At 61.7% G+C, this 24,746-nt stretch carries 21 protein-coding genes; 17 read left to right on the top strand and 4 right to left on the bottom strand.

All coding sequences use genetic code 11. From position 1 onward, the window contains the following. Nucleotides 1-2 precede the first annotated feature (2 nt). The 3 genes from ABVT36_RS03970 to ABVT36_RS03960 all read left to right on the top strand — a co-directional run bounded on the left by ABVT36_RS03970 (nucleotide 3) and on the right by ABVT36_RS03960 (nucleotide 4,163). Nucleotides 3-1,430 carry an FAD-dependent oxidoreductase gene (locus tag ABVT36_RS03970; RefSeq protein WP_368455373.1) on the top strand — a complete coding sequence of 476 codons (1,428 nt, stop codon included), beginning with the start codon at nucleotides 3-5 and terminating at the stop codon, nucleotides 1,428-1,430. Nucleotides 1,431-1,535: 105 nt separating this feature from the next. Further along, nucleotides 1,536-2,615 (top strand): uroporphyrinogen decarboxylase, encoded by a 1,080-nt coding sequence (gene hemE / locus ABVT36_RS03965; protein WP_368455372.1) that lies wholly within the window; start codon nucleotides 1,536-1,538, stop codon nucleotides 2,613-2,615. Between the two features lie 168 nt (nucleotides 2,616-2,783). Further along, complete coding sequence (locus ABVT36_RS03960; protein WP_368455371.1) at nucleotides 2,784-4,163, top strand: HD-GYP domain-containing protein; 1,380 nt, start codon at nucleotides 2,784-2,786, stop codon at nucleotides 4,161-4,163. 130 nt (nucleotides 4,164-4,293) lie between these two features. On the opposite strand, the gene asd is transcribed toward ABVT36_RS03960, so the two are convergent. The 3 genes from asd to rsgA all read right to left on the bottom strand — a co-directional run bounded on the left by asd (nucleotide 4,294) and on the right by rsgA (nucleotide 7,104). Further along, nucleotides 4,294-5,145, bottom strand: a complete 852-nt coding sequence (asd, locus tag ABVT36_RS03955) for an archaetidylserine decarboxylase (protein WP_368455370.1) — start codon at nucleotides 5,143-5,145, stop codon at nucleotides 4,294-4,296. Between the two features lie 26 nt (nucleotides 5,146-5,171). Next, entirely contained in the window at nucleotides 5,172-5,966 is a 795-nt protein-coding gene (locus ABVT36_RS03950; protein ID WP_368455448.1) for a sulfurtransferase, read from the bottom strand. A gap of 103 nt (nucleotides 5,967-6,069) precedes the next feature. After that, nucleotides 6,070-7,104, bottom strand: coding sequence for a small ribosomal subunit biogenesis GTPase RsgA (rsgA, locus tag ABVT36_RS03945; RefSeq protein WP_368455369.1), 1,035 nt, complete (start codon nucleotides 7,102-7,104; stop codon nucleotides 6,070-6,072). Nucleotides 7,105-7,156: 52 nt separating this feature from the next. Here rsgA and orn point away from each other — a divergent pair, with 52 nt between their 5' ends. Continuing rightward, on the top strand, nucleotides 7,157-7,732 hold the full coding sequence (gene orn, locus ABVT36_RS03940; protein ID WP_368455368.1) for an oligoribonuclease: 576 nt from the start codon (nucleotides 7,157-7,159) through the stop codon (nucleotides 7,730-7,732). Between the two features lie 9 nt (nucleotides 7,733-7,741). Here the strand turns inward: orn and queG are convergent, their stop codons facing one another. Beyond that, nucleotides 7,742-8,851 (bottom strand): tRNA epoxyqueuosine(34) reductase QueG, encoded by a 1,110-nt coding sequence (queG, locus tag ABVT36_RS03935; protein WP_368455367.1) that lies wholly within the window; start codon nucleotides 8,849-8,851, stop codon nucleotides 7,742-7,744. A 163-nt stretch (nucleotides 8,852-9,014) separates the two neighbouring features. Between queG and ABVT36_RS03930 the strand changes: the two genes are divergently transcribed. The 13 genes from ABVT36_RS03930 to ABVT36_RS03870 all read left to right on the top strand — a co-directional run bounded on the left by ABVT36_RS03930 (nucleotide 9,015) and on the right by ABVT36_RS03870 (nucleotide 24,665). Continuing rightward, nucleotides 9,015-10,520, top strand: coding sequence for an NAD(P)H-hydrate dehydratase (locus ABVT36_RS03930; protein ID WP_368455366.1), 1,506 nt, complete (start codon nucleotides 9,015-9,017; stop codon nucleotides 10,518-10,520). A 1-nt stretch (nucleotide 10,521) separates the two neighbouring features. Further along, nucleotides 10,522-11,040 carry a tRNA (adenosine(37)-N6)-threonylcarbamoyltransferase complex ATPase subunit type 1 TsaE gene (tsaE, locus tag ABVT36_RS03925; protein ID WP_368455365.1) on the top strand — a complete coding sequence of 173 codons (519 nt, stop codon included), beginning with the start codon at nucleotides 10,522-10,524 and terminating at the stop codon, nucleotides 11,038-11,040. A gap of 160 nt (nucleotides 11,041-11,200) precedes the next feature. Continuing rightward, the gene (locus tag ABVT36_RS03920; protein ID WP_368455364.1) at nucleotides 11,201-12,511 is read left to right on the top strand and encodes an N-acetylmuramoyl-L-alanine amidase; all 1,311 of its coding nucleotides are present in this window, start codon (nucleotides 11,201-11,203) and stop codon (nucleotides 12,509-12,511) included. Nucleotides 12,512-12,587: 76 nt separating this feature from the next. Next, nucleotides 12,588-14,423, top strand: coding sequence for a DNA mismatch repair endonuclease MutL (mutL, locus tag ABVT36_RS03915; RefSeq protein WP_368455363.1), 1,836 nt, complete (start codon nucleotides 12,588-12,590; stop codon nucleotides 14,421-14,423). A gap of 13 nt (nucleotides 14,424-14,436) precedes the next feature. Beyond that, nucleotides 14,437-15,405 carry a tRNA (adenosine(37)-N6)-dimethylallyltransferase MiaA gene (gene miaA / locus ABVT36_RS03910; protein WP_367149982.1) on the top strand — a complete coding sequence of 323 codons (969 nt, stop codon included), beginning with the start codon at nucleotides 14,437-14,439 and terminating at the stop codon, nucleotides 15,403-15,405. A gap of 182 nt (nucleotides 15,406-15,587) precedes the next feature. Beyond that, nucleotides 15,588-15,869: an RNA chaperone Hfq gene (gene hfq / locus ABVT36_RS03905; RefSeq protein WP_367149981.1), complete on the top strand. Its 282-nt coding sequence runs from the start codon at nucleotides 15,588-15,590 to the stop codon at nucleotides 15,867-15,869. A gap of 153 nt (nucleotides 15,870-16,022) precedes the next feature. After that, nucleotides 16,023-17,327: a ribosome rescue GTPase HflX gene (gene hflX, locus ABVT36_RS03900; protein ID WP_368455362.1), complete on the top strand. Its 1,305-nt coding sequence runs from the start codon at nucleotides 16,023-16,025 to the stop codon at nucleotides 17,325-17,327. A gap of 87 nt (nucleotides 17,328-17,414) precedes the next feature. Then, nucleotides 17,415-18,563 carry an FtsH protease activity modulator HflK gene (hflK, locus tag ABVT36_RS03895; protein ID WP_367149978.1) on the top strand — a complete coding sequence of 383 codons (1,149 nt, stop codon included), beginning with the start codon at nucleotides 17,415-17,417 and terminating at the stop codon, nucleotides 18,561-18,563. Nucleotides 18,564-18,574: 11 nt separating this feature from the next. Next, a complete protein-coding gene (hflC, locus tag ABVT36_RS03890) occupies nucleotides 18,575-19,456 on the top strand; it encodes a protease modulator HflC (RefSeq protein ID WP_368455361.1) in 882 nt (293 codons plus the stop codon). Nucleotides 19,457-19,641: 185 nt separating this feature from the next. Next, a complete protein-coding gene (locus tag ABVT36_RS03885; protein ID WP_368455360.1) occupies nucleotides 19,642-20,826 on the top strand; it encodes an ATP phosphoribosyltransferase regulatory subunit in 1,185 nt (394 codons plus the stop codon). A gap of 234 nt (nucleotides 20,827-21,060) precedes the next feature. Then, nucleotides 21,061-22,383 carry an adenylosuccinate synthase gene (locus tag ABVT36_RS03880; protein WP_368455358.1) on the top strand — a complete coding sequence of 441 codons (1,323 nt, stop codon included), beginning with the start codon at nucleotides 21,061-21,063 and terminating at the stop codon, nucleotides 22,381-22,383. 276 nt (nucleotides 22,384-22,659) lie between these two features. Beyond that, nucleotides 22,660-23,337: a hemolysin III family protein gene (locus tag ABVT36_RS03875; protein ID WP_368455357.1), complete on the top strand. Its 678-nt coding sequence runs from the start codon at nucleotides 22,660-22,662 to the stop codon at nucleotides 23,335-23,337. 116 nt (nucleotides 23,338-23,453) lie between these two features. Further along, nucleotides 23,454-24,665, top strand: a complete 1,212-nt coding sequence (locus ABVT36_RS03870; protein WP_368455355.1) for a lytic murein transglycosylase — start codon at nucleotides 23,454-23,456, stop codon at nucleotides 24,663-24,665. Nucleotides 24,666-24,746 lie beyond the last annotated feature (81 nt).

Raw genomic sequence — 24,746 nt, 5'->3', positions numbered from 1 at the left:
CCATGACTCAGCGACTCAACAACGATTTTCAGTTTGTGGATCTGGATCGGATAGATCCGGCGAAAAAAGACATCATCACGCGCACCAACGAGTTCGTGGAGATATACCGGCCCTACAGCGAGCGCCAGGTAGCCAGTCAGGCCCACCGCTGTCTGGACTGCGGCAATCCCTATTGCGAATGGAAATGCCCGGTGCACAATTACATTCCCAACTGGCTGCGCCTGGTCACCGACGGCAATGTTATGGAGGCGGCCGAACTCTGCCATCACACCAATACCCTGCCGGAAGTGTGTGGCCGCGTCTGTCCCCAGGACCGCCTGTGTGAGGGCGCCTGCACGCTGAACGATGGTTTCGGTGCCGTCACTATCGGCAGCGCGGAAAAGTACATCACCGATACCGCCTTTGCCCTGGGCTGGCGACCGGATCTGAGCCACGTGAAAAAAACCGGCCGGCGTGTGGCCGTGGTAGGTGCGGGCCCGGCGGGCCTGGGCTGTGCCGATGTGCTGGTGCGCAATGGCGTGCAGCCCGTGGTGTTCGATAAATATCCGGAGATCGGTGGCCTGCTCACCTTCGGTATCCCCGAATTCAAACTGGAAAAGTCGGTGATGCAAAAGCGCCGCGAGATTTTTACCGAGATGGGTATTGAATTCCGCCTGAATACTGAGATCGGCAGAGACATCAGCTTTGGCCAGCTTCTGGGTGATTACGATGCCGTGTTTATGGGTATGGGCACCTACGATTACATGAAGGGTGGCTTCCCCGGCGAGGAACTGCCCGGTGTTTACGATGCGCTACCGTTCCTGGTGGCCAACGTCAATCGCAACATGGGCTGGGAGAAGAATTCCGGGGAATTTATCTCGGTCGAAGGCCAGCGAGTGGTGGTGCTGGGGGGAGGCGACACTGCCATGGACTGTAACCGCACCTCCATTCGCCAGCGGGCCAGCAGCGTCACCTGTGTCTATCGCCGTGACGAGGAAAATATGCCGGGGTCCCGCCGCGAGGTGGTCAACGCCCGGGAGGAAGGGGTCAGGTTCCTATTCAACCGCCAGCCGGTGGAAATTATCGGTGGTGGTGCAGCTGGCGGCGTCACTGGGGTCAAGGTGGTGACCACGCGGCTGGGTGAGCCGGATGAACAGGGCCGGCGGCGCCCACAGGTGGTGCCCGATTCCGAGGAAATTATTCCCGCTGACAGGGTATTGGTCGCGTTTGGTTTTCGCCCCAGTCCGGCGGATTGGTTCGCCGACCACCACATAGAGGTTGCCGACTGGGGTGGCGTCATAGCGCCGGAAGAACAGGCGTTCAAGTTTCAGACCAGCAACCCCAAGGTGTTTGCCGGTGGGGATATGGTGCGGGGTTCCGACCTGGTGGTGACCGCTATCTGGGAGGGGCGCCAGGCGGCGGAGGGCATTCTCGACTATCTGCAGGTGTAAGTAGCGGCGATATTTTCCTCGGGCGCCGCCCGCACCGGGTGCGCCCTGTCCCCGCGAGCGCCGCCCGGCTACAATAGCGCCTCCTTGCAAACGGCTGTTGTATCCATGTCCCCCAACAAATCCCCGGAATTAAAAAACGACCGATTGCTGCGCGCACTGATGCGCCAGCCCGTCGACCGTACCCCTGTGTGGATGATGCGCCAGGCAGGGCGCTATCTGCCGGAGTACCGCGCCTCCCGCGCCCGTGCCGGGAGTTTTATGGACCTGTGCCGCAACCCCCAACTGGCCTGCGAGGTGACCCTGCAGCCGCTGGAGCGTTACCCGCTCGATGCCGCGATACTGTTTTCCGACATATTGACCATCCCGGATGCCATGGGCCTGGGGCTCTACTTTGAAGAAGGCGAGGGGCCCAAGTTTCACCGGCCACTGCGCAGCGCGGCAGATATTGAGGCGCTGCAAGTAGTCGACAGTGAGCGGCAGCTGGACTATGTGATGAACGCCGTCGCCACCATTCGCCGAGAACTGCACGGCCGGGTACCCTTGATCGGCTTTTCCGGCAGTCCCTGGACCCTGGCCACCTATATGATCGAGGGGGGCTCCAGCCGCGATTTCGCGCGCAGCAAGCAGATGCTGTACGACAAACCGGAGTTGATGCACCACTTGTTGGGGGTGTTGGCGGCTTCCGTCACCGATTATCTCAACGCTCAAATTCGCGCGGGCGCCCAGGCGGTACAGATCTTTGATACCTGGGGCGGGGTTCTCAGTCATGCTGCCTACCGGGAATTCTCCCTGCAGTATATGTCGCGTATCGTCAGTGGCCTGATCAGGGAGGCCGAAGGACGGCCGGTACCGGTGATTCTGTTCACCAAAGGTGGTGGCCAGTGGCTGGAGGCGATGGCAGACAGCGGTGCCGATGCCCTGGGGCTGGACTGGACCACCAATATCGGCAGTGCCCGTGCGCGGGTGGGTGACCGTGTCGCCTTGCAGGGTAATCTCGATCCGGCGGTGCTCTATGCCCAGCCCGAGCGCATACGCGCGGAAGTGGCGACACTGCTGGAGTCGTTCGGTGCGGGCCCGGGGCACGTGTTCAACCTGGGCCACGGCATTACCCCCGGTGTGGACCCGAGACACGCCGGCGCTATGATCGAGGCGGTACACGAGCTGTCGCCGCCATTTCACGGCTGAGATATGCCGACGGGTGATTTTTCGTGACACACATCACAAGTGTTTCGCCTAGCAGGCGCTAGAATCCCTTTTTAAAGAAGCGATAGTGGGTAGCTCTATGCGCGTTTTGCGCTTCGGGCTTACTATCAGCATCGGTCAGCGATAATTGAGGCAGCGGTATTTTTCACCGTGGCAACTGAGCAAGCAAAGGTACATGTGGACGATCTGCAGCGGGGGATGTTTGTCTCCCGCCTGGATCGCCCATGGACGCGGACACCCTTTGCGCTGCAGGGCTTTTATATCCGGGACCTAGCGGACATTCGCCAGCTGCAGAAATATTGCCGTTACGTTTATGTCGATGTAGTGAAAACCACCGGCGACGTCGGTCTAACGTTGCGCCGCATGGTCAGTGCCTCTGGCTCTCGAGCAGGCTCTGGGGCCGCGGGCCGCAAGCGGGCCATCGCCATTCCCTGCCGTCCGGTGCAGGTGTCCCATCAGGCCCATCCGCTACCGTCACCCGTGCGCCGGGAGGCACACAGAGCGCGCCGCCTGTACGGTGAGCTAGACACCGCTATGCGGAATCTCTCGGCGCAACTCAAGACTGGCCGCCCCCTGCCCCTGGTTGAGATCAGACGCAATGCGGAGTCACTGGTGGACAGTGTTCTGCGCAGTCCCGATGCCGCTGCCTGGCTGGCACGGGTGCGGGACAGGGACGCGCACACATACAGCCACTCCATCCGGGCGAGTATCTGGGCCATGCTGTTCGGGCGCCACATAGGTCTGCGCCACCAGGACCTGGTGCGACTGGCTACAGCCGCGCTGTTGAAAGACGTGGGTCTCACCTGTCTGCCGCAGGAATCCGTCGCCACAGACCGGAGCGACCCCCGTGGCGAACTGGAATACCGCAAGTTTGTCGAGCTGAGTGCGCAATTGTTGTCGGCGGATACACAGCTGGATCCACAGGTCACCGATATTGTCCGCGCCCATCGCGAGCGGCACGATGGCAGCGGCTATCCGCGCGGCTTGCGGGGGGACAAGATACCAGTGCTGGCGCGCATGTGCGGCATAGTTACTTTTTACGATGAAGTCACCAATCCCCGCGACGCAAGGGTTCCGGTGGCACCCTCCACAGCGGTCGCCCGGCTGTATGACCTCCGCGACAGCGCCTTTCAGGAGCAACTGGTGGTGGAGTTTATACAGGCCATCGGGCTGTATCCCACTGGCACTCAGGTGGAACTCTCAACAGGGGAAATTGGCGTGGTGGTGGAACAGAGCTATGAGCGCCGCTTAAAGCCAAAGGTGATGGTGGTGTTGGACAGCGATAAGCAGCCACTGCCCAAGGCGCGACTGTTCGATATGGCGGCGGACGATGACGCCAAGCAAAAGCTCATCGACCGGGGCAGTTTGAGTGTCGACGACAAGATCAGGATAGTACAGAGTGTGACACCGGACCTCTACGCGAGTGTGGATGTTGCGGCAGTGCGGGACAGCTATTTGTTTAGCCGGCGGCAACTGCCATCGCTGTTGGGCCGGATCTTTAGACCTTCCCGTAGCGGCAGCCGCGGCTAACCGGTTGCCGAAAAGGCCCTCCCTAGCTTTTCTCAGCCCGGGCTTGCGGCCGTATCCGCAAGCCCTCCACCGCCAATCAACCGGCTGCGAATCTGATTTAGAACCCCGTCAACACAAAGAGTGGCCGATGTCAGTCCAGCTCTCCAAATGCCTGGCCCATGCGCACCGGGCTTTCCGCCTGCAGAGCTTCCAGCCAGCGGACCCTGTCCGCCCCCAGTAACAAAATCACTGTGGAGCCCAGCCGGAAACGGCCCAGTTCTTCGCCCCTCTCCAGCCGAACCTGATCCTTTTGCCCATAGTGGGTGGTGCGGATACGCCGCCTGTAGGGGGTAACCAGCCCCGCCCATACCGTCTCGATACTGGCGACGATCATGGCCCCGACGAGGATCACGGCCATGGGGCCGGCGCTGGTATCGAACAGGCACACCACACGCTCGTTGCGGGCAAACAGTCGCGGCACGTTTTCCGCGGTGGTCGTGTTGACGGAAAACAACTGGCCCGGTACATGGACCATCGCTTGCAGTCTGCCGGCGAGCGGCATATGGACCCGGTGGTAATCCTTTGGCGACAGATACACTGTGGCAAAGCTGCCCCCGGTAAACCGGGCAGCGGTTTCCGGATCTCCCCCCACCAGTTCCAGCAGACTGTAATCGCGGCCCTTGGCCTGGAAGATACGGCCGTTATGAATTTCCCCCAACTGGCTGATACTACCGTCCGCTGGGCACACCAGGGTATCCTCGCCACCGGCGATGGGGCGGGCTTCCGGCTTGAGGGCGCGGGTGAAAAAATCGTTGAAAGTTCCGTAGGCGGTGCAGTCCTGCTCCAGCGCTTCTTCCATATTCACGTCGTATTTCTGTACAAACCAGCGGGTAAATGGATCCTTGATCCACTTGAGGCGGGTTTCCGCCAGCACACCGGCAGCGCGGGACAAGGCGCGCTGTGGTGTGAGGTATTGCAGGGAGCAGAACAATTTCGGGTGCATAGTTTTTTTACTTTGGTTTACAGGAGTTACTTTTCCACCGGGGTTTCGGGCAGGTTACCCCACTCGCTCCATGAGCCGGGGTAGGCGCGGATGTCGAAGCCGAGGGATTTGCCCACCAGCCAGGTAAAGCCGGAACGATGGTGACTCTGGCAATGGGTCACAATTTTCTGCTCACCGGTGAGCCCCAATTGTGCCAGCAGCTGGCGCGCATCCCTGCGGATGCGCCGGTGCCGCTTGGGGTCCATCAGCTGCGTCCACTCGCAGTTGACGGCGCCGGGGATGTGCCCGCCTCTCAGGGCCAGCACTTTCTCGCCGCAGTATTCCTGTGGTGAACGGGCGTCCCAGACTGAAAATTGTGGATCTCCCAACTGCTGTAGTATCTCTTCGGCAGTGGCGGGGATGGCTGTGTCAATCTCGATGTCGATATCGCTCGGGGGCGGAATGGTGGCTTCCCGGGACAGGGGCAGATTCTCCCCCAGCCAGGCGCAGGTGCCGCCGTTCAGGTAGCTGTAGTGCCGGTGACCGATTACCTCCAGTGTCCACAGAAAGCGGCCGGCCCAGCCGCCCCCCTCATCGTCAAATGCCACCACATGGTGTTGCGGGCGCAAACCGAGGCTGCGGAATAACTCCGTCAGTCGCTCTACACTGGGCAGTTTGCCGGGTGCCGGCGGTGTGCCGGCCATCAGTGCCTGAAACGGCAGGTGCACGGCACCGGGAATATGGCCGTGGGCATAAGTTTCAGGGCCACTCAGATCCACCAGCAGCAAATCCTCGCGATCGAGCAGGCCCGCCAGCTGCTGTGGCTCGAGAATCAAAGGCAGTGACTGTGACAAGGGAATCCCTCTGCAATCCAATGGTTGTTAAAGCGGCCCGTTAGCAGGTATGGCGGCCGTCGCCACACCGGGTATGCTGTTTACTGGTGCGTTAATTTTGCCGCTGCAAGCTGTTGCGCAGATGCAGGAAGCTGTTCATACGGCGCTGGCTGATGGCACCGCGCTGCAACGCCTCGGCGATGGCACAGCCGGGCTCGTCCTGATGCCGGCAATCGCGAAAACGGCAGCGGCCGATAAAGGGGCGAAACTCCACAAAGCCCTCCAGCAGCGATTGCTCGCTCATGTGCCACAGGCCGAATTCCCGAATGCCCGGAGAGTCTATCAGATCCCCACCGCCCGGCAGGTGGAACAGTTCCGCCGCAGTGGTTGTGTGAGTGCCTTTGAGGGTGGCCTGGGAAAGAGCGCCGATGCGCGCTCCCGCATCCGGCAGCAGGGCGTTGACCAGGGAGGATTTGCCCACCCCGGACTGGCCGACAAAAACACTGGTGCCTTGAGCGAGGGTGCGCAACAACTGCGGCAGCCCTTCCCCGGTCTTGGTGGAAAGACGTATCACCGGATAGCCCAGTTGCGGGTAGGGTTGCAGAATCTCCGCCAGTGCCTCCCGGTTTTGGTGGTCAATCAAATCGATTTTATTGAGCAGCAAGATTGGTTTGATGCCAGTGGCTTCGGCTGCCACCAGATAGCGGTCGATGGCATTGGCAAAAGGTTGCGGACGGGGGGCAATCACGATGGCGATGCGATCGATATTGGCCGCCACCGTTTTCAGGTCGCCGTAGCGATCCGGCCGCTGCAATTCGGAGTGGCGCTGCAACCGTGCGCCGACTACCCCTAGACTTCCGGCAGCCCCGTCCACCGCAGGCCGCCAGGCGACCCGGTCGCCGGTCACCAGTGGGTCGATATTGGCGCGCAGATGGCAGCGCTGACGCAGCGTGCGGTCATCGCTGGCCTCCACAAGTACCTGGGTGCCATAGTTGGCGATCACAAGGCCGGTCCGCTCAGTGCCCAGATGGCCCTCCTGCAGCGCACCCTCTGCCCGCTGGGCGCTCCGGCGCGCCCTCTCCTCCCGCTCCTGCTGGATTTTGTCGATGCGCCACAACTGACGCCGGCTGAGTTTGCGTTTGCTCATTTGGGGGACCGGGGCTGACACGCCGCGGATTATAGCTTGCATCGCCCGGTCAATGCGGTACCTTGCGCGGAGTTATCGAGGAGGTCTTGTGGAGCAGAATAATTTGATCTGGATCGACCTGGAAATGACAGGACTGGATCCCGAGGCCGAGCGCATCATCGAAATCGCCACCATAGTGACAGACTCCAACCTCAACATTCTGGCCGAGGGCCCGGTCCTGGCGATACACCAAAGCGATACACTGCTCAACGCCATGGACGACTGGAATACGGAGCAGCATGGTGGTTCCGGGCTGGTGACACGGGTGCGCGAGTCGCGATTGGATGAGCGCGAGGCGGAGCGCGAAACGCTGGAATTCCTGCGCCAGTGGGTGCCGGAGGGAGCCTCTCCCATGTGCGGCAACTCCATCGGTCAGGACCGGCGCTTTCTGGTCAAATATATGCCGGCGCTGGAGCGCTATTTTCACTACCGCAATCTGGATGTAAGTTCGGTGAAAGAGCTGGCGCGGCGCTGGCGTCCCGATGTGCTGGAAGGTGTGCAGAAGCAGAGTTGCCACCTCGCGCTGGAAGATATCCGCGATTCCATCAACGAGCTGCGCCACTACCGGGAGCATTTCTTCCGCCTGTAGAGGCCCCTCTTATTGCGGGCGCCGAAGCTTGCGTTTGCGGTGCCTTCCGCTGCGCAACCTGGCCAGCGCCCAGCGGATGTGTTCCGCTACCAGCGCACTGGCGCTGGGCAGCGCCTGTTCAAGCAGTCCAATCACTTCCGGGCCGGGTTCGGAGTTGCCTATTGCCACCGCCAGATTTCGCCGCCAACGCTCATAGCCGATGCGGCGGATGGCGGAGCCGGCAGTTTTGCGCAGAAATTCCTCTTCGTCCCAGCGGAACAGCTGCGACAGCTCGCCGTTGTCCAGCCCGTGGCGGGGGTGAAAATCGGTCTCGGCAGTGGGTTTGGCAAATCTGTTCCAGGGGCAGATGATCTGGCAGTCGTCGCAGCCGAACACCCGGTTGCCCATGGGCTCGCGAAATTCCTCGGGTATAGGGCCGAGGTTTTCGATGGTCAGATAGGAAATGCAGCGACGTGCATCCAACTGGTAGGGACCGACAAAGGCATCGGTGGGGCACACCTTCAGGCAGGCGGTGCAGTCGCCGCATTGATTGCGCTGTGGCTTGTCATCCACCGGGAGTGCGAGGCTGGTGTATACCTCCCCGAGAAAAAACCAGGAGCCGGCGTTTTCGCTCAGCACCATGCAGTTTTTCCCGATCCAGCCCAGGCCGGCCTTTTCCGCCAGGGCGCGTTCCATCACCGGCGCACTGTCGGTGAAGGCGCGACCGCTACAGTGGAGTCCCCGCGCATTGCAAAAAAGCTCTATTTTCTGTGCCAGGTGCGCCAGGCGCTTGCGGATCAGCTTGTGGTAGTCGCGCCCGGTTGCGTAGCGGGAGACATAGGCCTTGCTGGAATCCTTGAGTATGCGCACCGGCGCTGTGTCCGGTGGCAGATAGTCCAGGCTTGCACTGATCACCCTCAGCGTGTTTGGCTCCAGCAATCCCGGGCGCCAGCGCTTTTCTCCGTGTGCGGCCATCCACTCCATGGTCCCGTGATGGCCGGCGCGCAGCCAGGCGGTGAGCCGTTCGCCATGCTCTTCCAGGTGGCAATCGGTAATGCCGATCTGCTGGAAGCCGAGTTCGCGTCCCCAGATCTTTATCAGTCCCGCCAACTCGGCGAGCAGTGCTTCACTTGTGGACATCGGTGAATTGCATTCAGTTAGGGACTGCCGGCGCAGCGCCCGCCGTGTGAGGTGGAACAAATTGCGCGCCGGGAGCGTTATACTTTCCACACGCCGCGCAGAGGGAAGTTTTCTCCTGCGCATTTTGCCACAGTTTAAATTTTGACCATACTGTCGGAGTCGCATGAACAGCCCTCGGCCCCTGTACAGCGCCGCCACCGTGCGCCAACTCGATCAGCGCGTGACCAACGCCTTGGGTATAGCTTCCCTGGTGTTGATGAAGCGTGCCGGGCGGGCAGTTTTTACCGAGCTGCGGCGGCGCTGGTGCGGCACCAAGCGCATCCAGGTGTTTTGTGGCGGTGGCAATAACGGCGGTGACGGCTATGTAGTGGCCGGCTTGGCCGCGCAACAGCAGCTGCCCGTCACCGTCTACGCCTGCTCCGATCCGCAGGAACTGGCCGGGGATGCACATCTCGCGTACCAATTCGCGCGGCAGGAGGGTGTGAAAATCGTTTCCTCCCTGGCGCAGATGGATACTGCCGATGCCGATGCCGATGCCGATGCCGATGCCGACACCGTCACCGTTGACGCCTTGCTGGGCACTGGCTTCCGGGGCCCGCTGCGGGAGCGCTACGCACTGGCAGTGGAGCATGTAAACAAATCCTGTGGGCCTGTGTTGGCGGTGGACATTCCCTCCGGGGTGGAGTCCGACACGGGTCACGCGGATGCCGCCGTGCAGGCGGACGCGACTGTGACCTTTATCGGGCGCAAATTCGGCCTCTACTGTGGTCGCGGTGCCGCCTGTGCCGGTGAAGTGGTGTTCAATGCCCTGGGTGCGCCGGAACAGGTATATGCGGACGCTGTGCCCCTGGCTCTTCGCTACGGTGACACCAGTGTGCCTCGGTTGCCGGAGCGCGCCCGGGACAGTTACAAGCATCAATTCGGCCATGTGCTGGTGGTCGGTGGTGACAGCGGCTTTGGCGGTGCGGCGGTGATGGCGGCCGAGTCCGCGGCCCGCACCGGAGCGGGTCTGGTATCGCTGGCCACACGGCCTCAGCATCTGCCGGCGGCGTTGACCCGCTGCCCGGAGGTGATGGTGCACCCGGTGGTCTCCGGCCAGGAACTGGAGCCGCTGCTACAGGGGCCCAGTGTAATCGCTGTGGGACCCGGGCTCGGGCGTGCGCCCTGGGGGGAGCAACTACTGGCGCGGGCCGCCCGCGCTCAGGCGCCGGTGGTGCTGGATGCCGATGCACTGAATATTCTCGCCGCCGGCCGGGTGCTGGCGGGTATGCGCCGGGACGACTGGATACTGACCCCCCATGCGGGAGAGGCCGCACGGCTGATTGGCTGTGATGCGGCGGAAGTGCTGGCGGACCCCATTGCCGCGGTCAGCGCGATTCAGCGCAAGTTCAGCGGCGTGGTGATACTTAAGGGCGTGGGCACTCTGATCGCCCACGACAAAGGCGTGGATCTCCTTAACAGCGGCAACCCCGGGATGGCCTCCGGTGGTATGGGGGATCTGCTTACCGGCATTATCGCGGGCCTGGTCGCCCAGCGTATGTCGTTGTTGCAGGCGGCCCGTCTGGGGGTCTGGCTGCACGGCGCGGCCGGTGACCGGGCAGGTCAGGACGGCCGGCGGGGTTTGCTGGCCACCGATTTGTTGCCCTGGGTGCGCAGGCTGGTGGACTGAAATGCCGACCGAACTGCAATTCACTCTGGTGGACGAAGAGGCCACCCTGGGCGCCGGCGAGGCGCTGGGACGCGCTTGCCTGGCGGTGGGTCTGCAGCGGGGACTGGCAATCTTTCTACGGGGGCAGTTGGGAGCCGGTAAAACCACCCTTTGTCGCGGTGTTCTGCGGGCCTGTGGCCATGCCGGGGCAGTAAAAAGCCCCACCTACACCCTGGTGGAACCCTATGAGTTTGGCGCCCTGCGCGTTTTCCATTTCGATCTCTACCGTTTAGGGGATGCGGAGGAACTGGAATTCATGGGGGTGCGGGACTATCTGGCACCTGGGAGTCTCAGCCTTGTGGAGTGGCCAGAGCGAGGTGAAGGTGTGCTGCCGCGGGCGGATATCGATGTTGAACTGGGAGTCCTCGATAGTGGTCGACAGCTGTGTCTGGAGGCCAATTCCAGCTCCGGCAGTAAAGTGATCGCAGCACTGGCCCACTTGCTGGGGCCGCAATCCCCGCGCGGTAAATCCGGCATGTAACCGTTTGATGTGTTGTGGGGGCTTAGCGGGCATGGGCCGCAAATCCGGGTTGAGAGGGGCCGCTTAGTTTTTTCAACAAACTGTTGAAGGCCGCCGACGGGAAGCGGTTTATGCGGATCAGGGAAGAGGCACTAACGACAACAGGAGTTTTGGCACTGTAATGAAGAAGGTGTGGAAGCAGTTGTGCGGGCTGAGCGTTGCCCTTGTCCTGGCCCTCCCGGCGATGGCGGCGGAGGTTCAGGGGGTGCGTCTGTGGAGGGCGCCGGATCACACCCGCCTGGTGTTCGATCTGACTGCTCCCGCCGAGCACCAGCTGTTTACTTTGCGAGGTCCGGACCGCGTTGTCGTCGATGTGAACAACACCCGCCTTCGGGCCCAGCTGGACGGGTTGGAACTGGAGGGAACCCCGATCGAGCGGCTGCGCTATGCCCGCCACAACGAGAAGGATCTGCGCGTGGTGCTGGACCTGAAGCAGCAGGTCAATCCGCGCAGTTTTGCCCTGCGCCGTCACCAGAATCTTCCCGACCGCCTGGTGATCGACCTGTACGACCGGGCACAAAGTGAGGAAATCTCACTGCAGCAGGTAAGCCGCGAGCGCGCCATCGTCATCGCCATCGATGCGGGGCACGGCGGAGAGGATCCGGGTGCGCTGGGTCCAGGGGGCCTGAAGGAAAAGGACGTAGTGCTCGCCATCAGCCGCCAGCTGCGGAAATTCATCGATGCCCGACCCGGCTTTTCCGCCAAACTGGTGCGCGGTGGTGACTACTATGTACCCCACCGGGAGAGGGTCAACAAAGGCCGGCAGCTGCGCGCCGATCTGTTTGTTTCCATTCATGCCGACGCCTTTATCCGCAAAAGCGCGCGTGGCGCGGGTGTCTATGCACTGTCGTCGCGGGGCGCCACCAGCGAGACGGCCCGGTTTTTGGCCCAGCGGGAAAACGAGTCCGACCTGATCGGTGGTGTCGGCAATCTCAATCTGGGGGATAAAGACGATACGCTGGCGGGGGTGCTGCTGGACCTGTCCATGACGGCCTCGATCAATGCCAGTCTCGACATAGGAAGCAGTGTGCTGGGGCAGCTGGGAACCCTAACCCACCTGCACAAGAAGCGTGTGGAACAGGCCAACTTCGCAGTGCTGAAGTCCCCGGATGTGCCGTCCATTCTGGTGGAGACCGGATTTATCACCAATCCGCAGGAGGCCAGTCGCCTGCGCGATCTCAAGTTCCAGCGCCGGCTGGCAGAAAAAATCAGTGAGGGTATAGTGTCCTACTTTGTCAGCCACCCGCCCGCCGGCACCTGGCTGGCTGCCAACCCGGCTTCCCGCTCGCGGCGCCACACCATCGCCCGCGGGGACACCCTGAGCGGTATCGCCCTGCGTTACAAGGTGTCGGTGGCGGCATTGAAAGAATTAAACGGCATCGACAGCTCGGTGATCCGTGTGGGACAGACGCTGACTATCCCCTCCGGCTGAGGTGGTGCCAGGCACCGCCCGGAGGTGGCGGCCAGCCATCGGCCGGCATTGGAAGAGCACAGGACGTATCCAGCCTATGCGCGACAGAATCGAGCAATTATCCCCCCGCCTCGCCAACCAGATCGCCGCCGGCGAAGTGGTGGAGCGCCCCGCATCAGTGGTCAAGGAACTGCTGGAAAACAGTCTCGACGCCGGGGCCTCGCGCCTGGAGGTGGAGGTGGAGAGTGGCGGCGTCAAGCGGATCAAGGTGCGTGATAACGGCCAGGGCATAGAGCGCGAGGACTTGGCGTTGGCACTGGAACGGCACGCCACTTCCAAAATCCATGTGTTGGAGGATCTGGAGGCGGTGGCTACGCTGGGTTTTCGCGGCGAGGCCCTCGCCAGCATCTCATCGGTGGCGCGGCTGACCCTGGCCAGCAGCCGCGACGACAGTGGCAAGGGTTGGCAGGTGGGTGCCGAGGGTCGGGACATGCGACCGCAGCTTGCACCGATTGCCCATCCCCAGGGCACCAGCGTCGATGTGCGGGACCTGTTTTTCAATACCCCGGCGCGGCGCAAGTTCCTGCGCACCGAAAAGACGGAATTCAACCGCATTGATGAGGTTATCAGGCGGTTGGCACTGTCGCGCTTCGATGTCTCCATCAACTTGCGCCACAACGGTAAGGGCGTGCACAACCTGCGTGCAGGTAGTGGACGGGTGGAAATGGAGCGGCGTGTGGCCCAGGTGTGCGGTCCGGCATTCATGCAAAATGCGCTGCACCTGGATGTGGAGCGCAACGGACTGCGCTTGTGGGGCTGGGTGGCCGAGCCGGCCTTTTCGCGCTCCCAGGCGGACCTGCAGTTTTTCTATGTCAACGGCCGCGCCATTCGCGACAAGGTTGTCAGCCACGCAGTGCGGCGGGCATTTGCAGATGTCCTGTATCACGGTCGTCACCCCGCATTTGTACTCTACCTGGAACTGGACCCGGCAGCCGTGGATGTGAACGTACACCCCACCAAGCACGAGGTGCGCTTTCGCGACAGCAGGTTGGTACATGATTTTCTGTTTGGCAGTCTGCAGCGCGCCCTCGCCGAGGTGCGACCGGGGCAGACTGAAGTCCAGCAGCCGGAAGCTGGCGTCGATGGGGACAGGGGGGTAACCGTTGCTCAGCAAACTATGCCGCTGACCCCCCGGCCCTCCCCGCAACGGCTGCGGGAGCAGATGCAGACCTATGGCGCCCTGCATCGACCGGAGGGCGAAACAGCGGGGGTGCCGGTCAGTGCACTGGCGCCGGCACAAGCTCCGGTTGCGGAGCAAACGCTGCCGGAGCGGGGGGAGGCTGGAGAGGTGCCACCATTGGGGTTCGCCCTGGCCCAGTTGCACGGTATCTATATCCTGGCGCAAAATGCTTCAGGATTGATTGTGGTGGACATGCACGCCGCCCATGAGCGCATCGTCTACGAGCAGATGAAAAAGGCCCACGCCGCTGGCGGCATTCAGGCCCAGCCACTGCTGGTGCCGGTCACCCTGGCTGTGAGTCAGCGCGAGGCGGACTGTTTCGAGGAGCGCAGCGAGGAGTTTGTCGCGCTGGGTTTCGTCTTGCAGCGTGCGGGGCCGGAAAGTCTGCTGGTGCGCCAGGTGCCCACAGTACTGCACAGCGCCGAAGTGGAGCAGCTGGTGCGCGACGTGCTGGCCGATTTGCTGGCCCAGGGCGGCAGCGACCGTATCGGTGAGCGCATCAACCAGATTCTCGCCACCATGGCCTGCCACGGTTCGGTGCGCGCCAACCGCCGGCTCACAGTGCCGGAAATGAACGCACTGCTGCGGGATATGGAAAACACGGAGCGCAGTGGCCAGTGCAACCACGGCCGCCCCACCTGGACCCAGATCAAACTGGCAGAGGTGGACAAGTGGTTTTTGCGTGGTCGGTAACTGGCGATGCAGTGTGAATGAGTGCAGTGAGAAAGAAAAACCGCGCGCGTTTTTCCTGCTGGGCCCCACAGCCTGCGGCAAGACGGATTTGGCTATGGCGCTCTGTGAGCGGCTGCCCCTGGAGCTGATCAGCGTCGACTCGACACTGGTGTATCGGGGGCTCGATATCGGGTCCGCCAAGCCGACGCCCGCGGAGCTGGCGCGCCACCCCCACCGGCTGATCGATATCTGTGACCCTGCCGAAGCCTACTCCGCCGGACGTTTTCGCCGCGATGCGCTGGCGGCCATGGGCGAAGTGGTCGCCGCGGGCAAGACGCCGCTGCTGGTTGGCGGAACCATGCTCTATTTTCGCGCTCTACTGGAGGGTATGGCGGAGCTGCCGCCGGCGGATCCGGCCCTGCGCGCCGAGATAGAGGCGCGTGCACAGCGCGAGGGCTGGCCGGCACTGCACCGGGAGCTGCAGCGGATCGATCCCGAACTGGCGGCGCAGTTGCACCCCAACCACTCGGCGCGTATCGAGCGGGGCCTGGAGGTGTTCAGGCTCACGGGTCAGCCACTTTCGGTGTTGCGCCGGCGACAGGCCCAGGGTGGCGTAAGGGACAGCTTCAACCTGCGCCAGTTGGCGCTGTTGCCCCGGGACAGAGAGCTGTTGCACGCCCGCATCGAGAGCCGGTTCCAGCAAATGCTGGAGCGCGGTTTTGTCGCCGAAGTGACGTCCCTGCGCGATCGCGGCGACCTGTGCGAGGAACTGCCCGCAATCCGCTCGGTCGGATATCGGCAGGTGTGGCAATTTCTGGAGGGGCGGCTGAGCCGCGACCAGATGCTGCAGGCGGGAATCGCCGCCACCAGGCAACTGGCCAAGCGCCAGCTCACCTGGCTGCGACGCTGGCCGGATCTGGTGCGTATTTACATACAGAAAGAGGATGGCCGGGTGCGCAAAAATGACGAAATCTTGGCGGAGGCCTTGAAATTTCTCAGCTGAGCATCCATAACGTGGTTGGGCTGCAAAAAGACAGGCCGGTTCAGTCAGTTCATTCGCAGAGTCCGGTCATGCCCGGCTCTTTTTTATGCGTGTATTCAACCGTAACCGTTTTTTAGTTCGCGGCATTCGCGGACGCGATTGCGGCCTGCATATCGCTTCTAGCTTTTGACAAGGAGAAAAACATGTCAAAAGGGCATAGCTTACAAGACCCTTATCTCAACGTACTGCGCAAAGAGCGTATACCTGTTTCAATTTACCTGGTAAACGGTATCAAACTTCAAGGACAGATCGAATCGTTTGACCAGTTCGTGGTTCTGCTGAAAAACACTGTCAGCCAGATGGTGTACAAGCACGCGATATCTACGGTAGTGCCGTCCCGGGCAGTGCGCCTGCCGCTGCTGAATCCGGCCGCTCAGGCCGGCGGTGCCGAGGGCGAAGGTGGCGAGCGAGAATCTTTCGGCTGAGCACTGTCCCATCCAGTGACCGGCGCCCCGGAATGACGGGGTGCCGGCGGTTTGCTCCGGGGGCGTCTGCGGGTTTTGTCCGCCACGCTATACCCCCGCGTCCCTGGCACCTGCGGGTATCCGGCGTATTGAGCCTGTTCGAGAGAGTACTTCTTGTTTTTTGACCGACCTGAATCCGGTGAGCTGGCGGTACTGGTGCACCTGCAACTGTCCGCCATCGACAGCCCGGGCGACCCCCGAGAATTTGAGGAGCTGGCGCTGTCTGCCGGCGCCGATCCAGTGGCTTTCATCTTTGGTCAGCGCGCCGCGCCGGCCCCCAAGACGTTCGTCGGCCGGGGCAAGCTGGACGAGATCCAGCGAGCGGTGAAGGAGCATGGCGCAGAGCTGGTCATTTTCGACCACACCCTGTCCCCCAGCCAGGAGCGCAATATAGAGCGCGAACTGCGCTGCCGGGTGTTGGACCGCACCGGTCTGATTCTGGATATCTTTGCCCAGCGGGCCCGCACCCATGAAGGCAAGCTCCAGGTTGAGCTGGCGCAGTTGCGCCATATGGCCACCCGCCTGGTGCGCGGGTGGACACACCTGGAGCGGCAAAAAGGTGGCATAGGCCTGCGCGGGCCCGGTGAAACCCAGCTGGAAACGGACCGCCGCCTGTTGCGCGCACGTATTGATTCCATCGAGAAAAGGCTGGAGAGGGTGCGTCGCCAGCGGGCCCAGGGGCGGCGTGCGCGGCGCCGCGCCGAGGTCGTCACTGTATCCCTGGTGGGCTATACCAATGCCGGCAAGTCTACCCTGTTCAATCGTCTTACCGGCGCCGGTGTTTACGTGCGCGACCAGCTGTTCGCCACCCTGGATCCTACTATGCGCCGGGTCGAACTGCCCAATGTGGGTACCGCGATCCTGGCCGATACGGTGGGTTTTGTGTCCCATTTGCCCCATCGGCTGGTTGAGGCTTTTCGTGCCACCCTGGAAGAGGCAGCCAGTGCCACTCTACTGCTGCATGTGGTCGACGCGGCTGCCGAGGATCGCTTGCATCTGATGGAGCAGGTGCAAAACGTCCTCGGCGAAATAGGTGCGGGAGAGCTGCCGCAGTTGGTGGTGTACAACAAAATTGACCTGTTGCAGGACCGGGGTCCGGCGATCGACCGCGATGGGCAGGGCATTCCCCGCGCCGTGTGGCTGTCGGCGGCCACCGGAGAGGGCTGTGATCTGCTGCTTGAGGCTATCGCCGAACTTGTCGGGGAGCAGCTGGTGTCCGGCACTCTGGTACTGCCGGCACACCAGTCGCGGCTGCGTGCTCAACTTTATGAGGTCGGCGCCGTACAGGCGGAAAGCTATCGTGAAAACGGTGACTGCGAACTGCGCCTGATCCTGCCGCGCGGCGACCTGCAAAGACTGCTGGCACCCTTTGGCGACTCAGAGGGTGCTCCCCACTGGCAGCCCCTAAGCGAACCATAGTCGGGGCAAGCTGCGATATTTCATCGGCGAAGGATGCTAGAATCTGGCCCTAAGCAAACGCCTAACGATCAGAGTTGGAGTAATTAAATGGCCTGGAACGAGCCGGGTGGTAATAACAAAGATCCCTGGGGTGGCGGTAACCGCAACGGCGGTCCACCGGACCTGGACGAGGTGCTGCGCAAGCTGCAGCAGAAACTGAGTGGCTTGTTTGGGGGCGGAGGCCCGGCCGCCACCGGTGGCGGCAGCAGTTCGGGGCGCTTCCCCTGGGCGCTGGTGCTGATAGTGGCGGCGGTGCTCTACGGACTCTGGGGCTTCTACCAGGTGGATGCCAACGAGTCGGCAGTGGTATTGCGCCTGGGCAAGTACCATTCCACGGAAACCGCCGGACTGCACTGGAATCCGCCGCTGATCGATCGGGTCACCAAGGTCAATGTCACCGAGGTGCGGACCGAGAGGACCACCGGGCAAATGCTCACGGAGGATGCGAATATCGCCGAGGTGGTACTGCAGGTCCAGTGGCATATCGACGATGCCGAGTCCTATGTGTTGCGCGTGCGCGACCCCCTCAAGAGCCTGCAGGAAGCTACCGAGAGCGCACTGCGTCACGTGGTGGGTTCAGCTTCCCTGGAGGGTGTTATTTCTCAGAACCGCACCCAGGTTTCCGCAGATACGCAGAAGCGCCTGCAGGAATACCTAGATATGTATCAGACCGGCATCCGTATCGATGTGGTCAACCTGACCGACGCCACGGCGCCGCGCGAGGTGCAGGACGCCTTCGATGACGTGGTGCGGGCGCGGGAAGACGAGGTGCGCCTGCAGAATGAGGCGCAGGCCTACGCCAATCAGGTGATTCCGGTGGCGCGGGGCCGCGCCCAGCGCCTGATCGAAGAGGCGGAAGCCTACAAGACCCGTGTAGTCGAGTCGGCTCGCGGTGAAACGGTGCGCTTCGAAAAACTGTTGCAGGAGTATCAGGCAGCGCCGGTGGTGACCCGCGAGCGCCTCTACCTGGATACAGTGCAGGAGGTGATGAGCAATACCTCCAAGGTGATGGTGGATGTGGAGGGCGGTAACAACATGATGTACCTGCCCCTGGACAAATTGGCGAGAGAATCCGCCGACCGCACCGCCCAGACCAAGGATGTTACTCCAGCGGTAATTGACGAAGTGTACCGGCGTGTAGTCGAGCGCTTCCGCGGCGAAGCCGGCAACGGTCGCCGCGGCCGTGAAGTGCGCTGAGGGGGCTAGCTATGAACAACAGAACACTGATCATTGTCGCCGCATTACTGCTCGCCATACTGGCGATTTCCAGCAGTGCATTTGTGGTGAAGGAAACCGAGAAGGCGGTGCTGCTGCGCTTTGGCGAGGTGGTGCGCAGCGACTATGGACCGGGTCTCTACTTCAAGATTCCGCTGGTGCACCAGTTGCGCAAGTTCGACGCCCGTATCCAGACCGTGGACTCCAGTCCGGTGCGCATGTTGAACAGCGAAAACAAATTCATGATGGTGGACTCCTACGCCAAGTACCGTATTTCCGACGTGGATCGATTTTATGTGGCCACCCGTGGCGATGAGCGCAACGCGGTACGGCTGCTGGCGGAGCAGATCAACGACCGGCTGCGCAACCAGTTTGGTGTGCGCGACCTGCACGAGGTGGTCAGCGGGCAGCGCGACGAGCTGATGGCGGAAATCACCAAGAATCTCAACCAGGCGGCACAGGGCAACCTGGGTGTGGAGATCATCGATGTGCGGGTCAAGCGCATCGATCTGCCGCCGGAGGTCTCCGAGTCGGTATTCCAGCGTATGCGCGCCGGCCGTGAGCTTGAGGCCCGGGACCACCGCGCCAAGGGTGAGGAGGCCAGCGAGCGTATTCGCGCCAACGCCGATCGCCAGGTGGTCGAGATAGGTTCCGAAGCCTACCGTAAATCGGAAGAGTTGCGCGGCGCCGGCGATGCGGAGGCGGCCAAGATCTACGCCCAGGCGTTCAACAAGGACCCGGAGTTCTACAGCTTCACCCGCAGCCTCAAGGCCTATCGGGATTCCTTCAACGATCGCGCCGACACGCTGCTTCTCAAGCCGGACAGTGAGTTCTTCCGCTATCTGAAGGACTCCGAGGGCGGCACGGATCAATGAGTGACGGGCGCTTCGAGCGCCCACTACCTTCCGGCTTACAGTTGGTGTTAAAATTGCGCAAACCGGGCGTCGCCCGGTTTTTTCGTGTTTGCGGGCCGGGCCCGGTTGGCTGGGTCTGCGCGTGCCATCTTGCCCCGTTCCGTCCAGGTGGACGGAACCACTGTTGAACAAGTGTCATTTTTACCATGACCCAAGCTGATCGCTGGTTGCTGCCGGACGGCATCGCCGAGATATTGCCCGCCGATGCCAAGAGCATTGAGACCCTGCGCCGGCGCCTGCTGGATCTCTATCACAGCTGGGGCTACGAATTGGTGATTCCGCCGATGGTGGAGTTCACCGACTCGCTGTTGATCGGAATGGGGCGGGATATAGACCTGAGCACTTTCAAGGTCACCGATCAACTGTCCGGCCGCACCCTGGGTATCCGTGCGGACATCACCCCGCAAGCCGCCCGCATCGATGCCCACAGCTTTCCCCGTACCGGTGCCAACCGCCTGTGCTACGCGGGCCAGGTACTGCACACGCGACCGCGTACCGCCATGGCCTCCCGCGCGCCCATCCAGATCGGCGCGGAGTTGTATGGGGTCGACAACCTGCTGGCGGATATCGAAGTGATATCGCTGATGCTGGAATCCCTGTTGGTCGCGGGGGTAGAGCGGATTCATCTGGATCTCGGCCATGTGATGATATACCGCAGTCTGGCGACAGCAGCGGCGCTGGACGACGATCAACAGCACGAACTCTTTGCCCTGTTGCAGAGCAAGGCCAGTGCCGATATTGAGCGCTGGGTAGCCGCCAACGTCGCCGAACCCCGCTGTGCCCGCTGGCTCTGTACGCTGCCGCAGCTGGCGGGGAGCGAAGACTGCCTGGCCCGGGCCCGGGATCTGTTCAGCGATGCACCCGCGGATCTGAGGGGCGCACTGGAAGACCTGCGTCGGACTGCCAGCCACCTGGCGCGGCGTTATCCGGCGGTGGAACTCTTCTTCGATTTGAGTGAAGTGCGCGGCTACGATTACGAGACCGGACTGGTGTTCGCCGCCTATACGCCGGGCTATGGTCAGGCCCTCGCCAACGGCGGTCGCTATAACGGTATCGGCGCAGTATTCGGTCGCGAGCGGGCCGCTACCGGTTTCAGTACCGACCTGGTGGCACTGAATACCCTCGGTTGCGGCGGGGAGCCGGAGCGTGGTGCCATCCTTGCGCCGGCGGCCGAGGATGAAGAGCTGTGGCATGCGGTACAGGCGTTGCGCGAGCGCGGCGAGGTAGTGATCAGCGCCCTGCCGGATGGCGGTGCAGATGAACTCTGCGCCCGTTGCGAGCGCAAACTGGTCCTTGAGGGTGGTGAATGGCGGGTAGAGCCGCAGAGCTGACCAGGGATTTCCCGAGGCTGGTGGTGGAGTGCCGAACTTTGCAGCGCCTGGGGTGTGCATCTGGGTCAGCTATTAACCCGACGCTGAATTAAGTTGCCGAAGTAGTGCGGCACAGGTCATTGAAGCTCAAGCAATTCCGCGTAATTGCACAGGTTTTCAAGGGCGACAATCCGCGGCTGCCAATACCAGCGGCCGGGTCAACGAGCTAATGCGTTAACGGTGGGATTTGCGTAGATGGGCAAAAATGTAGTGGTGCTGGGTACCCAGTGGGGCGATGAGGGCAAGGGTAAGATCGTCGATCTGCTGACGGAAAAAGTGGCCCTGGTGGTGCGTTTCCAGGGTGGTCACAACGCCGGCCATACGCTTGTGATCGACGGCGAAAAAACCGTTTTACACCTGATTCCCTCCGGTATTCTGCGCCCCAGTGTGACCTGCCTGATTGGCAACGGTGTGGTGCTGTCGCCGGAAGCGTTGCTTGTGGAAATGGACGAGCTGCAAGCGAAAGGTGTGCCGGTACGCGAGCGCCTGCGTCTGTCTCCCGCCTGCCCGCTGATTCTTCCGGTGCATGTGGCACTGGACCAGGCGCGGGAAAAGGCGCGCGGTGCCAAGGCGATCGGCACCACCGGGCGCGGCATAGGCCCCGCCTACGAAGACAAGGTGGCACGCCGGGGACTGCGTCTCGGGGATCTGCGCAATTGGGACAGCTTCTGTGCCCAGTTGCAGGAGCTGCTCGAGTACCACAATTTTATCCTCACCCACTACTACCAGGAGGAACCGGTGAGCTTTCGGGAAACGCTCGCCCGGGCCGAAGTCTGGCGTCGTGAACTGGTGCCGATGATTGCCGATGTAGCCGACCAGTTGCACTGTGCGCGGGAGCGCGGCGACCATATTTTGTTCGAAGGGGCCCAGGGCTCGCTGCTGGACATAGATCATGGCACCTACCCCTATGTCACCTCGTCCAATACCACCGCGGGAGGAACCGCCACCGGTTCCGGGTTCGGCCCCCTCTATCTGGACTATGTGTTGGGCATCACCAAGGCCTACACCACCCGTGTGGGCAGTGGGCCCTTCCCCACCGAGCTGGAGTGTGATGTCGGCCAGCACCTGGGGGAAAAGGGGCACGAATTCGGTGCTACCACCGGTCGCAAGCGCCGCACTGGCTGGTTCGACGCCGTGGCTGTCCGCCACGCCATCCGCATCAACAGTATTTCCGGCCTCTGCCTCACCAAGCTGGACGTGTTGGACGGCCTTGAGGAAGTAAAAATCTGTGTCGGTTACCGCGACAGCGCCGGTCAGGATGTACCCGTACCTTTCGATGCCGCCGGTTGGGAGGGGGTGGAGCCGGTTTACGAAGCCATGCCCGGCTGGAGTGAGAGCACCTGCGGGGTGCGCCGGGAATCGGAGCTTCCGCAAGCAGCGCGGGACTATATCGCCCGTATCGAAGAACTGGTCGGTGCCCCTATCGATATTGTCTCCACCGGACCCGACCGCAGTGAAACCATAGTGCGGGCCTCATCCGCCCTCTGCGACATGGGGATCCACAGCCCCAGTGAATGACCTCGCTGGGGCCGCCAGCCCTGTTTCTTCAGGTGGCTAAGTCGAAAGGCGCTGAAAGCCGATGAATCACCGGTCGGCCGTTGTGCTTGCGGCGCTGACAAACAGTGTCCATTATGGAACTGCCTTGTGGGTTATGGTCACGCCGCGGACCCCAAGCTACCGCCAACTGGCAGTCCCACTTATTCGTCGGTTTTCACTGGCGGCATTACTGGGTCGTGACAGGTCTGTCTGACTGCCAAAGAGAAATTAGTGTCAACAGGCCCTAGAGAGATGTCCATGTCCAGCCATCATGCCGGTGCTCTGGCGCCACGCTACAGCCTCGCGGAGGAGATCGCCAACAGCGTCAGCCACGGTATAGGCGTACTGCTGGCCATTGCCGGACTGGGAGTGCTTTGCGCCTTCGCCGCATTAAAGGGCGATGTCTGGCACCTGGTGAGCTGCAGTATCTATGCGGGGACACTCATACTCTGTTTCGGCACCTCAACCCTGTATCACAGTATTACCCACGCCCCCGCCAAGCGCGTGCTGCGCACCCTGGATCACGTCAGCATCTTTTTGCTGATTGCCGGCAGTTACACGCCGTTTACCCTGGTGACTTTGCGCGATGTGGGGTTTTCGCTGGGTTCCTGGGGTTGGTGGCTATTCGGGATTATTTGGGGCCTGGCGCTTACGGGACTGGTGATTCAGTTTACGCCGCTGAAAAAAGTGCGGGCCCTCTCGATCACCCTCAGTGCATTGATGGGATGGGTGGTCTTGCTGGCGATAGAACCGCTGTTGGGCAGTCTGGCGCCCGGCGGCCTGTGGCTGCTGCTGTTGGGGGGGCTCTGCTACACCGGCGGTATCGTTTTCTACCTCTGGCGAAGCATGCCGTTTCACCACGCCATTTGGCATCTGTGCGTTCTGGCAGGTGCGGTGCTGCACTTCCTGGCAGTATTGTTGTTCGTGATTCCCTGAGCCACCATTCATCCACAGCCCGGTTTCCAATCCGCGCACTTATAGCGCCTTCCGGCTTTCGATTTGCAGCCAATCGCCCTACTCTATGACGGCAATCAATCGCCACAGGAGTAGTTATGTTCCGCTCATTATCCTGGCCATGCCAGCTGTTCTGTATCCTGCTTGCCTTTGTCTCCCCGGTGACTGTCGCCAGTACAGATCAAGGTTTCGAGCAGTGGAAGCGGCAGTTCCGCAAGGAGGCCCTGAGTCAGGGTATTACTCCGGAAGTATTCGACCGCGCCTTTGCCGGCGTCAATACGCCTGACCAATGGGTACTGGACAAGGCCAATTATCAGCCGGAATTCAAGGCACCGGTCTGGCAATACTTCGACAACCGGGTACAGCAAAGGGCGATTCAACAGGGGCGACAGAAACGCGAGGAGCTGAAGCCGTGGCTGGACAGGATAGAGCGGCGTTTTGGTGTAGACCGGGATATATTGCTGGCCATCTGGTCCATCGAGTCCAGCTATGGTGCGATTCTCGGCAATCAGGAGGTTGTGCGAAACCTGGTCCGCTCCCTTGCCACCCTCGCCTATGCGGATCCGAAGCGCAGTAAGTTTGGGCGTCAACAGCTCATCGCCGCCCTGAAGATTCTCCAGAGCGGAGATATTGACGAGGGGCACCTGGTGGGCTCCTGGGCTGGCGCCATGGGCCACACACAATTTATTCCCACCAGCTACCTGGCGTATGCGGTGGATATCGACGGTGACGGCAGGCGCGATATCTGGAATTCGGTCCCCGACGCGTTGGCTACCGCCGCCAGCCTGCTGGCAAAAAATGGCTGGCGCACCGGCGAAACCTGGGGTTACGAGGTGGTTATCCCAAACCGCAAACTACCGGCCGGGCGGCGTACTTTGGCGGAGTGGCAAAAGCTAGGTGTTCGCCGTGCCAATGGCAAGCCGTTTCCTCGTCCTGCCGATAAAGCCGAACTCAAACTGCCGGCGGGACCTGATGGCCCCGCATTCCTGATGTTAAAGAATTTTCGTGTGATCAAGCGCTACAACAACTCGGACCGTTATGCCACCGCCGTGGGACTGCTGGGAGATCAGATAGGTGGTGGCAGTGGACTGGTCCACGACTGGCCGCGACCGTTTACGCCTATTGATAGCACCGAAGTTGAAGAGCTACAAAAACTGCTCCGGGAAAAAGGCTTCTACGATGGAGAGATCGACGGTAAGGCCGGACCTGCGACACGCAAGGCGATCAGGGTGTTTGAGCAAAGCCTGGGCGCCGAAGTACAGGGCTACCCGAGTAGGGAAATCCTGGAGCGGCTGCGTGGTGGTCGGTGAGGGGATAGGAAATGACCAGGGATAGCTACTCTTTGCCAATATCCTCAACGCCGACAGCACACAGACTGTAATGGGCAGTGA

It is taken from the genome of Microbulbifer sp. TYP-18, assembly GCF_040932045.1.
Taxonomy (GTDB): Bacteria; Pseudomonadota; Gammaproteobacteria; order Pseudomonadales; family Cellvibrionaceae; genus Microbulbifer.
This window is presented reverse-complemented; position numbering and strand designations above follow the sequence as displayed.

What these genes read in the sequence shown, in the direction of transcription:
- ABVT36_RS03970 (WP_368455373.1), top strand. Translation starts at nt 3, where the DNA reads ATGACTCAGCGACTCAACAACGATTTTCAGTTTGTGGATCTGGATCGG.
- hemE (WP_368455372.1), top strand. Translation starts at nt 1,536, where the DNA reads ATGTCCCCCAACAAATCCCCGGAATTAAAAAACGACCGATTGCTGCGC.
- asd (WP_368455370.1), bottom strand. Translation starts at nt 5,145, where the DNA reads ATGCACCCGAAATTGTTCTGCTCCCTGCAATACCTCACACCACAGCGC.
- rsgA (WP_368455369.1), bottom strand. Translation starts at nt 7,104, where the DNA reads ATGAGCAAACGCAAACTCAGCCGGCGTCAGTTGTGGCGCATCGACAAA.
- orn (WP_368455368.1), top strand. Translation starts at nt 7,157, where the DNA reads ATGCGGTACCTTGCGCGGAGTTATCGAGGAGGTCTTGTGGAGCAGAAT.
- queG (WP_368455367.1), bottom strand. Translation starts at nt 8,851, where the DNA reads ATGTCCACAAGTGAAGCACTGCTCGCCGAGTTGGCGGGACTGATAAAG.
- ABVT36_RS03930 (WP_368455366.1), top strand. Translation starts at nt 9,015, where the DNA reads ATGAACAGCCCTCGGCCCCTGTACAGCGCCGCCACCGTGCGCCAACTC.
- tsaE (WP_368455365.1), top strand. Translation starts at nt 10,522, where the DNA reads ATGCCGACCGAACTGCAATTCACTCTGGTGGACGAAGAGGCCACCCTG.
- ABVT36_RS03920 (WP_368455364.1), top strand. Translation starts at nt 11,201, where the DNA reads ATGAAGAAGGTGTGGAAGCAGTTGTGCGGGCTGAGCGTTGCCCTTGTC.
- mutL (WP_368455363.1), top strand. Translation starts at nt 12,588, where the DNA reads ATGCGCGACAGAATCGAGCAATTATCCCCCCGCCTCGCCAACCAGATC.
- hfq (WP_367149981.1), top strand. Translation starts at nt 15,588, where the DNA reads ATGTCAAAAGGGCATAGCTTACAAGACCCTTATCTCAACGTACTGCGC.
- hflK (WP_367149978.1), top strand. Translation starts at nt 17,415, where the DNA reads ATGGCCTGGAACGAGCCGGGTGGTAATAACAAAGATCCCTGGGGTGGC.
- hflC (WP_368455361.1), top strand. Translation starts at nt 18,575, where the DNA reads ATGAACAACAGAACACTGATCATTGTCGCCGCATTACTGCTCGCCATA.
- ABVT36_RS03885 (WP_368455360.1), top strand. Translation starts at nt 19,642, where the DNA reads ATGACCCAAGCTGATCGCTGGTTGCTGCCGGACGGCATCGCCGAGATA.
- ABVT36_RS03880 (WP_368455358.1), top strand. Translation starts at nt 21,061, where the DNA reads ATGGGCAAAAATGTAGTGGTGCTGGGTACCCAGTGGGGCGATGAGGGC.
- ABVT36_RS03875 (WP_368455357.1), top strand. Translation starts at nt 22,660, where the DNA reads ATGTCCAGCCATCATGCCGGTGCTCTGGCGCCACGCTACAGCCTCGCG.
- ABVT36_RS03870 (WP_368455355.1), top strand. Translation starts at nt 23,454, where the DNA reads ATGTTCCGCTCATTATCCTGGCCATGCCAGCTGTTCTGTATCCTGCTT.